The sequence below is a fragment of the Saccharopolyspora sp. NPDC050389 genome (assembly GCF_040655595.1).
GTDB lineage: Bacteria > Actinomycetota > Actinomycetes > Mycobacteriales > Pseudonocardiaceae > Saccharopolyspora.
Map to the genome: position 1 here is coordinate 1 of NZ_JBFAKG010000150.1, position 15,972 is coordinate 15,972.

12 protein-coding genes and 3 pseudogenes are annotated in these 15,972 nt (G+C 66.5%); 6 read left to right on the forward strand and 9 right to left on the reverse strand.

What is annotated here, in order from left to right:
* Positions 1-57: 57 nt before the first annotated feature.
* The 3 genes and pseudogenes from AB0I53_RS46805 (at position 58) to AB0I53_RS46815 (ending at position 5,559) form a co-directional block, all read left to right on the forward strand.
* Positions 58-929 (forward strand): annotated as a pseudogene (locus tag AB0I53_RS46805) (IS701 family transposase).
* Between the two features lie 285 nt (positions 930-1,214).
* Positions 1,215-3,815 (forward strand): rifamycin-inactivating phosphotransferase, encoded by a 2,601-nt coding sequence (rph, locus tag AB0I53_RS46810; RefSeq protein WP_358616934.1) that lies wholly within the window; start codon positions 1,215-1,217, stop codon positions 3,813-3,815.
* Between the two features lie 1,009 nt (positions 3,816-4,824).
* Positions 4,825-5,559 (forward strand): alpha/beta hydrolase, encoded by a 735-nt coding sequence (locus AB0I53_RS46815; RefSeq protein WP_358616937.1) that lies wholly within the window; start codon positions 4,825-4,827, stop codon positions 5,557-5,559.
* 57 nt (positions 5,560-5,616) lie between these two features.
* Here the strand turns inward: AB0I53_RS46815 and AB0I53_RS46820 are convergent, their stop codons facing one another.
* The gene (locus tag AB0I53_RS46820) at positions 5,617-6,441 is read right to left on the reverse strand and encodes an alpha/beta hydrolase (RefSeq protein WP_358616940.1); all 825 of its coding nucleotides are present in this window, start codon (positions 6,439-6,441) and stop codon (positions 5,617-5,619) included.
* Between the two features lie 265 nt (positions 6,442-6,706).
* Between AB0I53_RS46820 and AB0I53_RS46825 the strand changes: the two genes are divergently transcribed.
* Positions 6,707-7,624, forward strand: coding sequence for an NAD(P)H-binding protein (locus tag AB0I53_RS46825; protein ID WP_358616942.1), 918 nt, complete (start codon positions 6,707-6,709; stop codon positions 7,622-7,624).
* 39 nt (positions 7,625-7,663) lie between these two features.
* Here AB0I53_RS46825 and AB0I53_RS46830 read toward each other — a convergent pair whose 3' ends face one another.
* On the reverse strand, positions 7,664-7,816 hold the full coding sequence (locus AB0I53_RS46830; RefSeq protein ID WP_358616945.1) for a hypothetical protein: 153 nt from the start codon (positions 7,814-7,816) through the stop codon (positions 7,664-7,666).
* A 144-nt stretch (positions 7,817-7,960) separates the two neighbouring features.
* Here AB0I53_RS46830 and AB0I53_RS46835 point away from each other — a divergent pair, with 144 nt between their 5' ends.
* Complete coding sequence (locus AB0I53_RS46835; RefSeq protein ID WP_358616959.1) at positions 7,961-8,686, forward strand: spermidine synthase; 726 nt, start codon at positions 7,961-7,963, stop codon at positions 8,684-8,686.
* Positions 8,687-8,905: 219 nt separating this feature from the next.
* Here the strand turns inward: AB0I53_RS46835 and AB0I53_RS46840 are convergent, their stop codons facing one another.
* Entirely contained in the window at positions 8,906-9,511 is a 606-nt protein-coding gene (locus AB0I53_RS46840; protein WP_358616947.1) for a class I SAM-dependent methyltransferase, read from the reverse strand.
* 237 nt (positions 9,512-9,748) lie between these two features.
* Between AB0I53_RS46840 and AB0I53_RS46845 the strand changes: the two are divergent.
* Positions 9,749-9,949, forward strand: a pseudogene (locus AB0I53_RS46845) (ATP-binding cassette domain-containing protein); the annotation flags it as partial.
* 72 nt (positions 9,950-10,021) lie between these two features.
* Here the strand turns inward: AB0I53_RS46845 and AB0I53_RS46850 are convergent.
* From AB0I53_RS46850 to AB0I53_RS46875, 6 genes and pseudogenes are all read right to left on the reverse strand, one after another.
* Positions 10,022-10,165: pseudogene (locus AB0I53_RS46850) on the reverse strand (SDR family oxidoreductase); the annotation flags it as partial.
* Positions 10,166-10,249: 84 nt separating this feature from the next.
* Positions 10,250-11,377, reverse strand: a complete 1,128-nt coding sequence (gene ald / locus AB0I53_RS46855) for an alanine dehydrogenase (protein ID WP_358616949.1) — start codon at positions 11,375-11,377, stop codon at positions 10,250-10,252.
* 302 nt (positions 11,378-11,679) lie between these two features.
* The gene (locus AB0I53_RS46860; RefSeq protein ID WP_358616951.1) at positions 11,680-11,967 is read right to left on the reverse strand and encodes a hypothetical protein; all 288 of its coding nucleotides are present in this window, start codon (positions 11,965-11,967) and stop codon (positions 11,680-11,682) included.
* A gap of 37 nt (positions 11,968-12,004) precedes the next feature.
* A complete protein-coding gene (locus tag AB0I53_RS46865; protein WP_358616954.1) occupies positions 12,005-12,694 on the reverse strand; it encodes an HAD family phosphatase in 690 nt (229 codons plus the stop codon).
* Positions 12,695-12,829: 135 nt separating this feature from the next.
* Positions 12,830-13,936: an alanine racemase gene (alr, locus tag AB0I53_RS46870; RefSeq protein ID WP_358616962.1), complete on the reverse strand. Its 1,107-nt coding sequence runs from the start codon at positions 13,934-13,936 to the stop codon at positions 12,830-12,832.
* Positions 13,937-14,162: 226 nt separating this feature from the next.
* Positions 14,163-15,563: an amino acid permease gene (locus tag AB0I53_RS46875; RefSeq protein WP_358616956.1), complete on the reverse strand. Its 1,401-nt coding sequence runs from the start codon at positions 15,561-15,563 to the stop codon at positions 14,163-14,165.
* Positions 15,564-15,972 lie beyond the last annotated feature (409 nt).

The following is a 15,972-nucleotide window of genomic DNA, read 5'->3' on the forward strand; positions in this document are numbered from 1 at the left end:
GGCGTGGCCCGGCAATACACCGGCACGGCGGGCAAGGTCACCAACTGTCAGATCGCGGTGAGCGTGCACGCGGTCACCGACACCTGTTCGGCGGCGGTGAACTGGCGGCTGTTTCTACCGGAGAGCTGGGACGATGAGTGCGCGATTGGTGCCGAGGCGGAACGGATTGCCGCCCGGCGCGCCCGGTGCGCTATCCCGGACGAGGCCGGGCACCGCCGAAATGGCAACTGGCGCTGGACATGCTCGACGAGATCGCCGAGTGGGGGCATAGGCCACCGGTGGCCGTGGGCGACGCCGGCTATGGAGACAACACGACCTTCCGGCTGGAGCTGGCCCGGCGCGATCTGTCGTATGTGCTGGCGGTGAAAGGCGCCACCAGCGCCTACCCCGGGCAGGCCGTCCCGGTGACGCCGGCGTACTCCGGGCGGGGACGCCCGCCCACAGCGGGCTACCCCGACAAGCCCTCCACGCTGCGCGATCTCGTGCTGGCCGCCGGACGGACCAGCCTGCGGCGGGTGGTCTGGCGGCACGGCACCAAGAAAACCGCCGGCAACCCCACCGCGACGATGCACTCCCGCTTCATCGCCCTGCGAGTGCGGCCCGCCAACCGCGATATCCCCCGCGCCGCCGACGGCAGCCTGCCCGCCTGCTGGCTGCTGGCCGAGTGGCCGCCCCACGAGCCCGAACCCACCGACTACTGGCTGTCCAACCTGGACGAACACACCCCCATCAAGACCTTGGTTCGGTTGGCCAAGATCCGCTGGCGGATCGAACACGACTACCGCGAGTTGAAAACCGGCCTCAGCCTCACCCACTTCGAAGGCCGCTCCTTCACCGGCTGGCACCGCCACGTCACCCTCGCCTCCGCCGCACACCTGTTCCTCACCGAACTCCGGCTGACCAGCCCAAAAGCATCTGGGGTGGCCTGACCCTCTACACCATCCTCAAAGGACTCCAGGTACTTCTGGCCACCTGGACAGGCCGATGCCCCACCTGCCACCAAAAACCACCATGACGATCTAACAAAGCCCTACTAGGGGCCTTGCGGCAAGACCCGGGTCGTGTCGCAGAATCTCCAGCCGAAGCCAGAACCTGCGGAAATGGGGTGTCGGTAAGAACGCTGCCACCACAGGCAAACGAGCCCAGGCCCAAGGGCCAGCGGTGCAAACGAGGAGCGAGACAGGCCCGACTGGGCGGACGGGGAAGGTGAACGGATGGGCAGCTACGTGCTCGGTCTCCAGGAGATCGACCAGACGCAGGTCGCAGTCGTTGGCGGCAAGGGCGCGCACCTAGGAGAGCTTTCGCGGATCGAAGGCATCCGCGTGCCGGCTGGCTTTTGCGTGACGACGGACGCCTTCCGGCGAATCATGGAGGACGCGCCGTCGATTGACGATCGGCTGGATCGGCTGTCGCGCCTGAACCCGGACGACCGGGAGGCGATTCGCACGCGTAGCGCGGAGATCCGACGGACCCTCGAAGGGATCGTCCTCCCTGACGATCTGGCGGCGGCGATCACCGGCGCACTCGCCGGGCTCGGCGAGCGAGCCGCCTACGCCGTCCGATCGAGCGCGACGGCGGAGGACTTGCCGGCGGCCTCCTTCGCAGGCCAGCAGGACACGTACCTGAACGTCGTGGGGCCGACGGCGATCCTCCAGCACGTCAGCCGGTGCTGGGCCTCGCTGTTCACCGAGCGGGCCGTGACCTACCGCCTGCGGAACGGCTTCGACCACCGGAAGATCCACATGGCCGTGGTCGTGCAGCAGATGGTCTTCCCGCAGGCGGCCGGCGTCCTCTTCACGGCCGACCCCGTCACGTCCAACCGGAAGGTCGCCTCCGTGGAGGCCGGCTTCGGCCTCGGCGAGGCCCTGGTCTCCGGCCTGGTGAACGCGGACGCCTACAAGGTGCGAAACGGCGAGGTCGTCGCCAAGGCGGTCGCGACCAAGGAGCTTGCCATCCACGCCCTGCCGGCCGGCGGGACGCAGGAACGGGCGATCGACCCTGCGCGGCAGGAGCAGCCAGCGCTGACGGACACGCAGGTCGTGCGGCTCGTGCAGCTCGGCCGACGGATCGAAGCGCACTTCGGCTGCCCCCAGGACATCGAATGGTGCCTGATCGATGACGGCTTCCAGGTCGTCCAGAGCCGGCCGATCACCACGCTGTTCCCCATCCCCGAGACCGGCGACCGAGAGAACCACGTCTACGTCTCCGTCGGTCATCAGCAGATGATGACCGACCCCATGAAGCCCCTGGGGCTCTCCTTGTGGCAGCTGACGACCCCCCGGCCCATGGCCGAGGCCGGCGGGCGTCTGTTCGTCGACGTCACCCAGATCCTGGCCTCGCCCGCGAACCGCGCCGGCCTCCTGGAGGTCGCGGGGAAGTCCGATCCGCTGATGGGGGACGCGCTGCAGACCATCCTCGAACGCGACGGCTTCATCCCGTCGCTCCCGGACGAGGATCCCGGCGAGCCGGTCCCTGGCGTCGCGCCAGCCACGATCGAGACCGATCCGGCCCTCGTCACCGAGCTGATCGGGCGCGGCGAGGCTTCCATTGCCGCGTTGAAACGCGACATCCGGACGAAGTCCGGATCGGAGCTGCTCGACTTCATCCTGGCGGACATCCAGGAGCTGAGACGGATCCTGTTCGATCCGCAAAGCCATCAGGTGATCATGGCGGCGATGCAAACGACGTGGTGGCTCAACGAGCAACTGCAGGATTGGCTGGGCGAGAAGAACGCGGCCGACACGCTCACGCAGTCCGTCCCCCACAACGTCACGTCGGAGATGGGGCTGTCGCTCCTCGACGTCGCGGACGTGATCCGCCCGCATCCAGAAGTCGTCGCCTTTCTGCACGATGTCGGGGACGAGGGCTTCCTGGACGAGCTGGCCAAGCTCGCGGGCGGGCAGGAAGCGCGAGACGCCATCCGGGCCTACCTCGACAGGTACGGCATGCGCTGTGTCGGCGAGATCGACATCACGAGGCCGCGTTGGAGCGAACGCCCCACCACGCTCCTGCCCATGCTCCTCACCAACATCAAGAACTTCGAGCCGGGCGCCGGTGAGCGCCGTTTCGAGCAAGGGCGGCAGGAGGCGTGGAAGAAGGAACAGGAACTGCTGGAACGCTTGCGAGCCCTGCCAGACGGGGAGCGGAAGGCCGAAGAAACCAAGCGGATGATCGATCGCGTCCGGACGTTCATCGGGTACCGGGAGTACCCGAAGTACGGCATGGTCAGTCGCTACTTCGTGTACAAGCAGGCCTTGCTGGACGAGGCCGAGCGCCTCGTGCGGGCCGACGTGCTTCGTGAGAAGGAAGACATCTTCTTCCTGACGTTCCAGGAACTTCACGACGTCGTGCACACGAACCAGGTCGATGACGAGCTCATCCGCCGGCGCAAGGACGCGTTCAGGTCATATCAAGCGCTCACGCCACCCCGGGTGCTCACGTCGGATGGCGAGGCCGTCGCCGGAGCGTACCGACGTGACGACCTGCCAACCGGTGCGCTGGTCGGCCTGCCGGTTTCTGCCGGGACCATCGAAGGGCGAGCCCGAGTCATCCTGGACATGGCAGAGGCCGATCTCGAACCGGGCGACATCCTGGTCACGGCTCACACGGACCCCAGCTGGTCGCCCCTGTTCGTCGCGATCACGGGCCTGGTGACGGAGGTCGGGGGCCTGATGACCCATGGCGCGGTGATCGCACGGGAATACGGCCTGCCGGCCGTCGTCGGGGTAGAACACGCCACGCAGCTGATCCAGGATGGGCAGCGGATCCGTGTGAACGGAACCGACGGGTACATCGAGATCCTCCCCGCGACGTGACGAGCTGAGCCTCGTCGCGCACCGGGCGATGAGATGCCCGTCGTCTTCTGCCCTAGGTGTGCTGTTCGGGCACACCTAGGGCGGCACCTGCGTCACGTGCTTCAGGTCAGCCGGCCGTTGGTTCTCCGCCGTGGTTGTGGATGGTGTCTCTCGGTCGTGATGCCGGGCTGTGTAGCGGACCGAGGGCTTCGGCCGGCGTTTTCCAGGAGAGTCTTTTGCGGGCGCCTTTGGTTGAGTTCGGCAGCGACGAGGTCCAGGTATTCGCGGTGATACCTGGACAAGCCGGCACCTTTGGGATGTGCGTTCGGCGAACGTCGGCGCAGGCGTCCCACGATCGGCGGCACCGAGCAGATCTGCCGGTGTGACCCCCATCCGCTCCAGCACCAGCCGTCCGGCCTCCATTTGCCGTGACCGTCGCGTCGAGGGCTCTCGTCGTGTAGACCACGAGCACGCCGCGATTTGGCGCTGCGGCACCTGGACCCCAGTCGAGAGCATGGATCACGGACCGCTCCGCAATCGAGTCCGAGGCGTTGTCCTCGAGCGCGGGCGGTGGCTAGGCCTTCGCCGGTGCCTTCGACGATCGGCTCTCGGATGAAATCGGCGAGCGCGGCGAACCTGAACTCTGGGGAGTCCAGTTCCCCTGGGCATTTTCGCCGTCTCTGATCCGGTGTCCCTCCCCGCAGTCACGAACCGATCGGGTTAGATCAACTATCTGTGCAAGTGCTCACGCGCTACGTTCTCGTCCGCTGAGTCGTCCATCGGCGCCGTCGCTCCGTGGACATACCCGGCGATGAGACCGAACGGCTGTGGCCGGATGGAGAAGCTGTTGCTTCGACGCACTGGATCGTGAACCGAACGCCGGGGGACGGGAACCACGCCGGGCTCGAGCGAGTGAGGAAACGTGCTGATGATCGGTCGGCGAACATTCTCAAAAGCGCTCGCTGCTGGGCTCGCAACGGCTTCGCTGGCCGGCCTCTCGTCAGCGCGAGCCTCGGTGGGTACCACTGGCGTGCGCAATGTCGTGCTCGTGCACGGCGCGTATGCGGATGGCTCGTCGTGGTCGGATGTGGTCGAGCGTCTGCAAGCGGCCGGTCTGAACGTGACGTCGGTGCAGAATCCGCTCACCTCGCTGGCCGACGATGTCGCGGCGACTCGGCGTGCTCTCGCTGTCCAGGATGGACCGACAGTGCTGGCCGCTCATTCTTGGGCAGGTACGGTCATCTCGGAGGCGGGACTTGCCCCGAATGTCACCGCTCTGGTTTACGTCGCCGCTCGTGCACCCGACGCCGGCGAGGACTACGCAGCCCTCGCCGCACGGTTCCCGACACCGCCAGCGAATGCCGGGATCGTCAAATCGGGCGACTTCGAACAGTTGAGCAAGGAAGCGTTCCTGCGCGATTTCGCCGGCGACGTGCCCAGGAGTCGCGCGCTTGGCCTCTACGCCGTGCAGGGCCCAATATCGAGTTCGCTGTTCTCGTCGAAGACGAGCGTCGCGGCGTGGCGGCACAGGCCTACCTGGTACGCGGTGTCGAAGAACGACAGGACCACGGCGCCCGAACTTGAGAGGTTCCTCGCCGCGCGTATGGGGGCAACGACAGTGGAACTCGACTCGGGCCACCTGTCGATCGTGTCGCACCCCGCGGCTATCGCGGAACTCATTCTCAGCGCCGCAGCCGCCCGCACTCAGGTTCCCTTGGCGCCGTCGCCCGCACCGGTTCCCACGCACCACTCCGTGACCGGCTGAACCGGCCAGTGGCCTGTGCTGGCCGGGGTCGACGCGAGGGACCGGCTCGCGGTGGTGTCATGTTTTCAGGAAGGCCAGCAGGTCGGCGTTGATCGTCTCGGCTTGGGTGGTGGGCATGCCGTGCGGGAAACCCTTGTAGGTCTTCAGCGTCCCGTTCCGCAGAAGCTTCGCGGACAACGGACCGGCGTTGGCATAGGGAACGATCTGGTCGTCGTCGCCGTGCATCACCAGCACCGGCACCGTGATCTTCTTCAGGTCTTCGGTGAAATCGGTCTGCGAGAAGGCGACGATGCCGTCGTAGTGCGCCTTCGCGCCGCCCATCATGCCCTGGCGCCACCAGTTCTGGATGATCGCCCCCGAGGATTCCACGCCCGGTCGGTTGAAACCGTAGAAGGGGCCCTCCGGGAGTTCGCGGTAGAACTGGGCGCGGTTGGCCGCCAGTTGCGCCTGGAGTCCGTCGAACACCTCTTTGGGAAGACCGCCCGGATTGGCATTGGTCTGCACCATCAGCGGCGGCACTGCGCTGATCAGCACCGCTTTGGCCACCCGGCTTTCGCCGTGCCGTCCCAGGTAGCGGGCCACCTCGCCACCGCCGGTGGAATGGCCGACGTGGACGGCGTCCGCCAGGTCGAGGTGCGTGGTCAACGCTGCGAGGTCGTCGGCGTAGTGGTCCATGTCGTGGCCGTCGCCGGGCTGGCTGGACCGCCCGTGGCCGCGCCGGTCGTGGGCTATGACCCGATAGCCGTGCTGCAGGAAGAACAGCATCTGCGCGTCCCAGTCGTCGGCCGACAGGGGCCAGCCGTGGCTGAACACGATCGGCGGGCCGCTGCCCCAGTCCTTGTAGTAGATCTCAGTGCCGTCTGCGGTGGTGATCGTGCCCATGCGGTGCCTTCCTCGACGACATGGGGCGGGGGAGAGGGGACGTTGCCCGGCCCGCGAATGAAAGTACTACCCGAGTAGACATTCAGCCCCTGTCCGCTGCAACCTCGGCGCACGGCGTGACCCCGCCACCGGTGAAACCCCGTGCCACCGAAGATCCGAGCCCCGAGGCGTTCTGGGTGGCTTGGTGCTATCCATGGGACAGTTATCCGGGCCGGCCGTGTTGGGCTGACCGCGATGGCATCGCCGACGGTAAGAAGGCGCCGCAATGGCCCACAGCGAACTTGTTCTCGTCACCGGCGCCGGGGGCGGCGTTGGCGGAGTCAGTCGCACCGTCATCGAACTACTACGCGAACACGATTTGCCCGTGCGAGCGATGGTGCGCCACGACGACGAGCGCGCGGAGGCGCTGCGCGCCCTCGGCGCTCAGGTGGTCGTGGGTGACCTCACCCATCCCGCCGACGTGGCCACCGCCATCGACGGTGCGCGTCGGATGTTCTTCAGCATGAGCGTGTCGCCCGGCTATCTGGAGGCGGCTACGACCGTGGCCACGGTGGCCGGCGCGGTCGGTGCCCTCGACGCTCTGGTCGGCATCTCGCAGATGACGGTGTCGCAGATGACCGCGACCAGCACCGAGGAATCCCACCAGCAACGGCTGCACTGGCTGTCCGAACAGGTCCTCAACTGGTCCGGGCTTCCGCTCGTGCACGTCCGGCCCACGATCTTCCTGGACAACCCGCTGTTCACCACGCTGGCCGCGCAATCCATCGCCGACAGCGGAACCATCCGGCTTCCCTTCGGCACCGGCCGCACCTCGCCCGTCGCGGCACGGGACGTCGCCCGGGTCGTCGCGGCCGTTCTGCGCGACCCGGCGCCACACCTCGGAAAGATCTACGAGCTGACCGGGCCCCGGTCGCAGGACATGAACGGCGTCGCCGCGGAATACTCGCGCGCACTGGGCAAGAAGGTGTCCTATGTAGACGTGGCGTTCGGCGAATGGGCTGACCAGATCCTCTTGCGCGCGGGATTTCCGCCCCACACCCAGGAACACATCGCCACCATGACGCTTCTGCACCGTCAGAACCGCTACGATCGATCCACCCACGACGTCGAGTTGATCACGGGAGAACCCGCGCAGACGGTCGAGGAATTCGTTGCCGAACGCGCCGCTCTGTTCACCCCGTGAGCCAGAACGGGAATGCCGGGTTTCCTCGGCGGCGGTGTGCTACTCGGGCTCGGCCAGGTGGGGCCGGAAGAAGTCGGTCAGTTTCGCGACCGCGAGAGTGACGTACTCGTCCTTGTCGTGGAGGTCGTCGTGCACGGCGCCGTCGATCCAGTGCGGTTCCTTCGGGCCGGTCGCCTTCTGGAGCGCTTCCACGCGGCGGCAGCGATGGTGCTCGGCTCCGCGATCGGGCAGCTGCGGTGATCGGCGGATGACGGCTGCTGGGCCAGCTCAACATTGCATTGGCGTAAGTGTTATTTTCTCCCGGTTCAACGTTGGGAATGGGTGGCCGCATTGGGCGTGAGATTCGAGGAACTCGACTGGCAGGAGACCCCGATCGGTGCGATCAGCTTGCGCCGTCGCCGTGATCCACTGCTCGAAGTCGACGTTTACGAGGTCAAGCTCGACGACGAATACCTGATGTCGAGCCTGTTCACGGTCGCCGAGACCGAACTCGCCCGGCTCGGTCTGGCCGCGCTGCCCGGAACCGGTTTCGACATCGTGGTCGGCGGCCTGGGACTCGGCTACACCGCGCGAGCCGTCCTCGAGGATCCCCGGGTGCGCTCGCAAGTCGTTGTCGAGGGCTTGGGCGAGGTGATCGGCTGGCACCAGCGCGGGCTGCTGCCGCTGGCCGCGTGCTTGACGGGTGATCCGCGAAATCGGTTGGTGCACGGTGACTTCTTCGCCATGGCCGACTCAGCGGCCGGGTTCGACCCGGACGCGCCGGAGCGCCGCTTCCACGCTGTCATCGTCGATATCGACCACTCCCCGCAGCACCTCCTCGCTTCGAGTCACGCTGGTTTCTACACCGCAGACGGCCTGCGGCAGCTCGCCCGGCACCTCCACCAGGGCGGCGTGTTCGCGCTGTGGTCGGACGATCCACCGGACCAGGACTTCATGGCGACGCTCGAGACGGTCTTCGCGACGGTCGATGCACACGTCGTGACGTTCGACAATCCCTACGGTGACGGGAAATCAGCTAACACGGTGTATGTCGCCCGACTCGTGCCGACGATCGAGCCTTGAGGCGTCCGGTGAACAATCTTCGCTGATGCCTGCTCGGGTGCCGGTGAGATGCCTGCCTCCTTCAAGAACGGCTGTTCACTACCTTGACGCGGTAGCGCTCGGTATTGGTGTTTCCGCTGTTCAGCTCGGTCTGATGTCCATGCTGTGGCATCAGCTCGGATAGGCGTATGGGTCCCTCTGCCTCGTTCTCCTGCGGGCGTGGTCGGTTTGGTCCGGCGCTCATCGTCCGCGGAGGAGGGCTACGAGGAAGCTCGAGTCGTCGGTGAACGGACGCAGGTCCCAAGTGGACAGCAGCAGGTCGGGCTCGAGTGCTGCTGCCGCCGCGTCCTCGAAGAAGTCGGTGAACTCGTAGCCGCGGCCGGCACCGAAGCCGATCGCGACCCGGCCGCCCGGCGCGAGGTGCGCACGGAGCCGCTTCAGCACGGCACCGCGCGTGGTTGGTGCGAGGAAGGTCATCACGTTCCCGGCGCAGACGATCGCGTCGAACGGTGCGGTGATGCCCCGGGTGGGAAGGTCGAGTTCGGCTAGGTCGCCAACCATCCAGCGCGGCCCCGGGTGGTCTTGCTCGGCGGCCTCGATCAGGGCCGGGTCGACGTCGACGCCGACGACGTCGTGGCCGGCTTCGGCCAACAGGCCGCCGACTCGGCCGGGGCCGCAGCCGGCGTCGAGGATGCGGGCGTGGCGCGGCACCACGGCGTCCACGAGGCGGGCTTCCCCGGCGAGGTCGTCGCCGGCGCGAGCCATGGACCGGAAGCGTTCGACGTACCAGGAGGAGTGCCCGGGGTCGGCGGTGACCTTCTGCATCCAGATGCTCTGCTCAACCATGCCTGCATTCTCCCGGAGCCCAGTGGGCGCCCAGCGAGGGCCGACCGGATGACCACTTCCCGCACGTTCGCCCTATTCGGGTGATGCCGCGCTATCCGCCCTCCCGTCCCTCGTGCACGCGAATCTTTCGAGGTGGAGGGCGCCTTTGGGCGCATGGCCGCTCAAAGGCGCCCTCCACCTTTCGCCCGATCGAGGTGGGCTGCTAAGGGCTTTCACTAGTTAATTAGTTCGGGGGCGATGCGGCGTGCGAGAGGCTGGGGAATTGCAGGCGGTGCGGACGCACCGGCTGGGCAAGAGGTATCGGCGCGCGGTTGGGCGCTGCGGGACTGTTCGCTGTCGCTGCCCGCGAACCGGCTGGTCACGCTGGTCGGGGCCAACGGGGCGGGCAAGAGCACGCTGATGGGCCTGATCAGTGGCCGGTTCGGGGCGTCCGAGGGTGACGTGGAGGTGTTCGGGCGGCGCCCCACCGGCGCCGGCACTCTCCTCGACGTCCTGGCTGGAATAGGCGTCGGCCAGACCCACGACATGCGACACCATCGGTGCTTTCATCAGGTCGGGCAGCACCGCGTTCACGCGGACGTGATGCGGGGCGAACTCGACAGCCGCGGTATGAGTCAGATGGTTGAGTGCCGCCTTGCTCGCGTAGTAGCTCGCCCAAGGTGCTGAGCGCGCCGTGTGTGAACGGCACGTTCAAGGAGTTCTTCGGCTTGAACGTGCCGTTCACACACCTTGTCGGGGTCAGCCCGCGAGCACGATGGCGGGGTCGGTGTAGGTGAGGTTGTGTGCCTGCGCCACCGACTCGTTCACCAAGGCGCCGCCCAGCGTGCTCAGGCCCTTGGCCAGCGCGTCGTCCTGACGGGCCGCAGTGCGGATGCCTTGGCTGGCGACATTGATCAGGTAGGGCAGGGTCGCCGACGTCAGGGCCAGGGTCGAGGTGCGGGCTACCGCGCCGGGGATGTTGGCCACGCAGTAGTGGATCACCCCGTCGACCACGTAGGTCGGGTCGGAGTGGGTGGTCGCGCGGCTGGTCACGAAGCAGCCACCCTGATCGATGGCGATGTCCACCACGACACTGCCGGGACGCATCCTGGCGATCATGTCCCGGGTGACCAGCTTGGGTGCCTTGGCCCCTGGTACCAGCACTGCGCCGATGACCACGTCGGACTCCGCGACGTATTCGGCCAGGCGGGCCCGGTTGGGTACCACCAGGTCGAGCCTGCCTCCGAAGATGTCGGCCAGGTAGGCCAGCCGGGAGGGATTGGTGTCCAGCACCCGCACCATGGCCCGCATCCCGGCGGCGATCTTGGCCGCCTCAGTGCCGGACACCCCGCCGCCGATGATCAGCACCTTCGCCGCCGGTGTCCCGGGCACACCGCCGAGCAACAGGCCGGCACCACCGGACGGGCTCTCCAGGTGATGCGCTGCAGCCTGCACCGCCATTCGGCCAGCGACCTCGCTCATCGGAGTAAGCAGCGGCAGCTTCCGGTCCGCGGTTTGCACCGTCTCGTAGGCGATGGAGTCGATCTTGCGCTCGATCAGGAACTCGGTGAGCGGCTTGTCCGCGGCCAAGTGCAGGTAGGTGAACAGCTGCTGGCCCTCGCGGAAGCGGTGGTACTCGGCGGGGACCGGCTCCTTGACCTTCACGATCAGGTCGGCGCCGGTGAACACCTCGTCCGCGCTGGGCAGGATCGTGGCTCCGGCCGCAGCGAACTCCGCGTCGGCGAATCGCGAACCGGCGCCAGCGTTCGTCTCTACCAGCACTTCGTGCCCGTGGTGGACGAGTTCGGCGACGCCGTCGGGCTGAACTGACACCCGGTTCTCGTTGTCCTTGATTTCCTTCGGCACCCCAACGACAAGTTTCGGCACCTGCACACTCCTTTCTGGGTTTGATCTTTCACGTCATCACCGTGGTGGTGAGACGTCGTGGCATGGAAGATCGCCTCGGCCCAATCCTTCCCAGGCGTCCCGCGCACCGTGCTGCGATGCGGGATGAGGTGGTCGGCGACAATCCGTGGGGCGGCCTCGTCAGGTTTGGTCCATTGTGTAGTGAACGCCGGTGAACCGCTTCCGCTCGGGCATGTCGGTGGGCGTCTTCCCCCGTCGCATCAGCTCAGGTGTGCCGATGCGCAGTCCGTTCATGTCTCCGTCGACCGTGGTGTCGGGCAGACCTATCCCGCAGGCCAGCAGGTTCGCCCGGCGCAGCCGCTTCGCAGCATGCTGGCCACCGCCCCAGCGCTGGGCACACAGCGCGAACTGGTGCGAGCGGGTGGGCCCGTGGGTGCCGCGGAATAGCGGCAACCCAGCCTGTGCAGCTCCTCGACCGGCCGACCCGCCGTCTCGACCATGGCCGCGGCGTAGGCCTGGCCCGCGACCTTCCAGTCCAGCATGGTCACGGCGAGCGCGGCGGTCTTGGCGGCGTTGAAGACGTCACCGACGTCGCCCAAGCCCTCCGACATCACGCCTGGAACTCATTCCGACCCGTCACGCTACTACTCACCAGCTGAAACCCGACTTCGCCGAGACCGTGGCGAGTAGCGTCCTGAGTTGAGTGACCAGGCCATCTGGCTCCAGCGGGTATGCTGACTTGGGCATCGAGAGAACCTCCATGTTGGCTGCTTGGGCAATGGAAATTCGATTGCAGGAATTCTCGACGGCGAGGCAATGTTGTGGATCGACGCCGAGTCGCGACGCGGCGAGCGCATACATGTCGAGACAGGGCCTGGCGTCCGGTATCTCATCTGCATGTACCGTTGCTGTGAAGTATTGGCCCCACTCGAACGCCGATATCGCGGCCTCGACGAAACGTCTTGGTGCGGATGACACCAGTGCAACCGGTAATCGACCTGCGGCCAAGGACACGAGGTCCGTCGAGCCACTGCGCGGGCACAGGCTTCCAGTGGCAAGTGCTCTGATCGCGTAGTCCGTGCACCATTCCTCTACCTCAGTAGGGTCCAGCCCTCTGGACAGTGCGGCAAGGCGCTCCAGCCATTGCCTGGAGCCCTGGAATTCTACGGAATCGTCGGGTACTCGACGGTGTCCCCGCAGGGTGAGGAGGACATGCCAGATCTCTCCCCAGGTACTCCCGAAGTTGATGAGAACATCATCATCGAGGTTGAAGATGATTCCAGCGATCGGTGACGTCGAAATTTTCTGAACCTGCGGTATTTTCGGGGATGGTTTCATCGACAATCTCCTGAAGCTGCCCGTGGCCTGTCCTTCTGGAGCCTGGGCGTAGGAGGTCTTCCAGGTTGAAAGCGCCGCTGCTGGCCTGCGGGCAGCAATGACTCTTGACGATGGTGATTACGTCTGACAACTCAATCAGTTGCCCACGACTGTTCGGGTTACTCGGGGCCGGTACATGCTGGTGACGATTTCGTAGTGGATCGTGTCCAGTTGTTCGGCCCATTCGGCGGCGGTGGGTTCTCCTCGGTCGCCGGGGCCGAACAGCACCGCTTCATCGCCTTCTGCGACGGTGTCGTCACCGCAGAACACCACGAGCTGGTCCATGCACACCCGTCCGACCACGGGGCGACGCCGCCCGCGGAGCCACACCGACATCTGCCCGGACAATGCCCGCGGTACTCCGTCGGCGTATCCGACCGGCACGAGCGCCAGGTTCGACGGGCGCTCAGCAACCCACGCGTGCCCGTACGACACGCCCTCACCTGCGGCGACCCGCTTGGTCAACGCGACTGATGACCTGAAGGTCATGGCGGGGCGTAGTCCGTGATCGCCGTGCTCAGGCACCGGATCCAGCCCGTAGATGGCGATCCCCGGGCGGACCAGGTCGAAGTGCAGGTCAGGGCGGGTCAGCAACGCCGCCGAGTTCGCGATGTGCCGCATCGGGCTCAATCCCGCGTTCACCGCCAGGTCGTACGCCCGGCGGAACGCCCCTGCCTGAGCGTCGATCGAGGCATGGCCGGGGTCATCGGCGCACGCCAGGTGGGACCAGACCGCGACGACTTCCAGCAGGCCATCGGACTGCGCCTTCGCCGCCGCCTCGACGAGTGCGGGCCACAGGTGTTCGGAGCAGCCGTTCCGGTTCAACCCGGTGTCGATCTTGAGGTGTACCGCGGCCGTCCGTCCCGTGTTGCGTGCCGCAGCGGTGATAGCGCGCAAGTCCGCCACCGAGGATGCCGATAGCTGCACGTCGGCTTCCACTGCTGGCGTGAAGTCTTCGTCGTGTGCGTATAGCCAGCACAACAGCGGCGAAGTGATACCGGCCGCGCGCAACTGCAGCGCCTCGCACGGGGAGGCCACGCCGAGCCAGTCGGCGCCGGATTTCAGTGCGGCACGGGCGACTGTCACCGCGCCATGTCCGTAGCCGTCGGACTTCACGACTGCCATCGTTCGCGCCCCCGAACGTTGCGCGTGCCCGGACAGCACGGCGACGTTGTGGCGGATCGCCTCGACGTCGATTCGCAGGTCGGCGCGGTAGGTCCGGCGGCCCTGCGCAGCCGGTACGCGAGCCGGTCTCGAAGAGGATTCCGCACTCAGGGCATCAGGTGCTAGAGGTTCCAAGTTCGTTCCGATCTAAAGTGGACCATCGCATCGGGCTGGGACGCTCGGAAATCGCGCCTGAAGTAGGGAGCTGTCGCTGGTGCGTGCGCTGGGACGGGGGGCCAGCGCACGCGCCAGTCGCGATTTGCTGTTAGGGCTGGGTTTGCTCGGCGGGAGCGTTCGTCTGGGTGACCGGTCGGCGGTTGCGCACCGCGAGGTAGCCGATGGTGCCTGCGGTGGCTAGGACTGGTGTGAGGTACAGGGCGATCCGGGTGTCGGGGTCGAACGCCAGCAGCACCACGACCAGTGCGAGGAAGGCGAGTACGAGGTAGTTGGAGTAGGGGGCGAAGGGCATCCGGAACTTTCCTGCCGGGATCGTGCCGGCGGCTACTTTCCGGCGGAACGCGAGGTGGGCGATGATGATCATGCCCCAGGTGAAGATGGCGCCGACGGTGCTACCGCTGGTGATGTAGGTGAAGGCTTCCTCGGGGGCCAGGTAGTTGATCAGGACGCCGAGCAGCATCGCGACGAAGGTGACCGCGATGGCGCGGGATGGTACGGCGCGGGCGTTGAGGCGGCCGGTGCTTCGCGGTGCCTGCCCGTCCTGGGACAGGGTGCGCAGCATTCGCCCGGTGGAGTAGATGCCGCTGTTGCAGGACGACAGTGCCGCGGTGGTCACCACGAAGTTCACCACGCCGGCCGCGGCCGGGATGCCGATCAGGCTGAAGGCGTGGACGAATGGGCTGCCGCTGGCCGGGAACCGGTCCCACGGCACCAGCACGGTCAGTGCGGTGAGGGCTCCGACGTAGAAGATCAGGATTCGCCACATGACCGAGTTGATCGCGCGCGGCAGCACCTTCTGCGGGTTCGTGCTCTCGCTCGCGGTCTGGCCGACCATTTCGACGCCGACGAAGGCGAACATGACGATCTGGAACGACAGCAGCGCGGCGGTCGGGCCGTTGGGGAAGAGCCCGCCGTGCGACCAGATGTTGCTCACCGCCGCGGTGTCGCCGAGGTTGCTGAACCCGAACACCAGGATCAGCGCGGCCAGCACGATCAGTCCGATGATGGCCAGTACTTTGATGAGGGCGAACCAGAATTCGAACTCGCCGAAGAGCTTCACCGCGATCAGGTTCACCCCGGTGAGGACGAACAACGCGATGAGCGCCGGGATCCATTGTGGAACGTGGGGGAACCAGAACTGGAAGTACTTGCCGACGGCGGTGATCTCGGCCATGCCGGTCACGATCCACACCAGCCAGTATCCCCAGCCGGTGGCGAACTTCGCCCAGGGTCCGACGAACTCTCCGGCGTACTCGGCGAAGGAGCCGCTGACCGGCCGGTACATCAGCAGTTCGCCGAGTGCCCGCATCACGAAGAAGATCATCAGGCCGGCGATTGCGTAGATGGCGATGAGGCCGGGGCCGACCTGGTGCAGGGCTTTGCCCGAGCCCAGGAACAATCCGACCCCGATCGCGCCGCCGAGGGCGATCATGTTGATGTGTCGGCTGCTCAGTGTTCGGCGGTATTCCTCGGTGGGTGCCTGACTCATCTGGGAAAGCTCCGTTCGTGCGGCAGTACTGCCGCCAGGTCGGTTTCAGGCGTGTGTCGCAAACGTCGCATGTTCTTTCGGCCGCGTGCGTGTTGCAGACCACCATGAGCCACCGGTCTTGGGGGTGTCATTGTTCCGCCGACACTGTTTGGGCGGAGTTGCTTGTGTCCGCGCCCCTCCTCCGCGCCACGCGCCACACGCGCAACACGCGATTTCAACCACCACAAAGGACATAGCCGATCCACGAGGCGAGGGGGCGTTGGCCGGCTCGCAATCGCCGCAAGGCCGCGTTTCGGTCGATTCGTCGCTGGATCGCTAAAGGTTGTCCCGTAATCGCGGGTCTGGGCGGGTAGTGGATCATGTGCTGGTGCAGGTGATCGGGGTTGACCAGCCGGCGTGGATACCGACG

Coding starts and splice junctions, on each gene's coding strand:
- AB0I53_RS46860 (WP_358616951.1), bottom strand. CDS start 11,967: ATGTCGGAGGGCTTGGGCGACGTCGGTGACGTCTTCAACGCCGCCAAG.
- AB0I53_RS46875 (WP_358616956.1), bottom strand. CDS start 15,563: ATGAGTCAGGCACCCACCGAGGAATACCGCCGAACACTGAGCAGCCGA.
- AB0I53_RS46820 (WP_358616940.1), bottom strand. CDS start 6,441: ATGGGCACGATCACCACCGCAGACGGCACTGAGATCTACTACAAGGAC.
- AB0I53_RS46825 (WP_358616942.1), top strand. CDS start 6,707: ATGGCCCACAGCGAACTTGTTCTCGTCACCGGCGCCGGGGGCGGCGTT.
- AB0I53_RS46840 (WP_358616947.1), bottom strand. CDS start 9,511: ATGGTTGAGCAGAGCATCTGGATGCAGAAGGTCACCGCCGACCCCGGG.
- AB0I53_RS46865 (WP_358616954.1), bottom strand. CDS start 12,694: ATGAAACCATCCCCGAAAATACCGCAGGTTCAGAAAATTTCGACGTCA.
- rph (WP_358616934.1), top strand. CDS start 1,215: ATGGGCAGCTACGTGCTCGGTCTCCAGGAGATCGACCAGACGCAGGTC.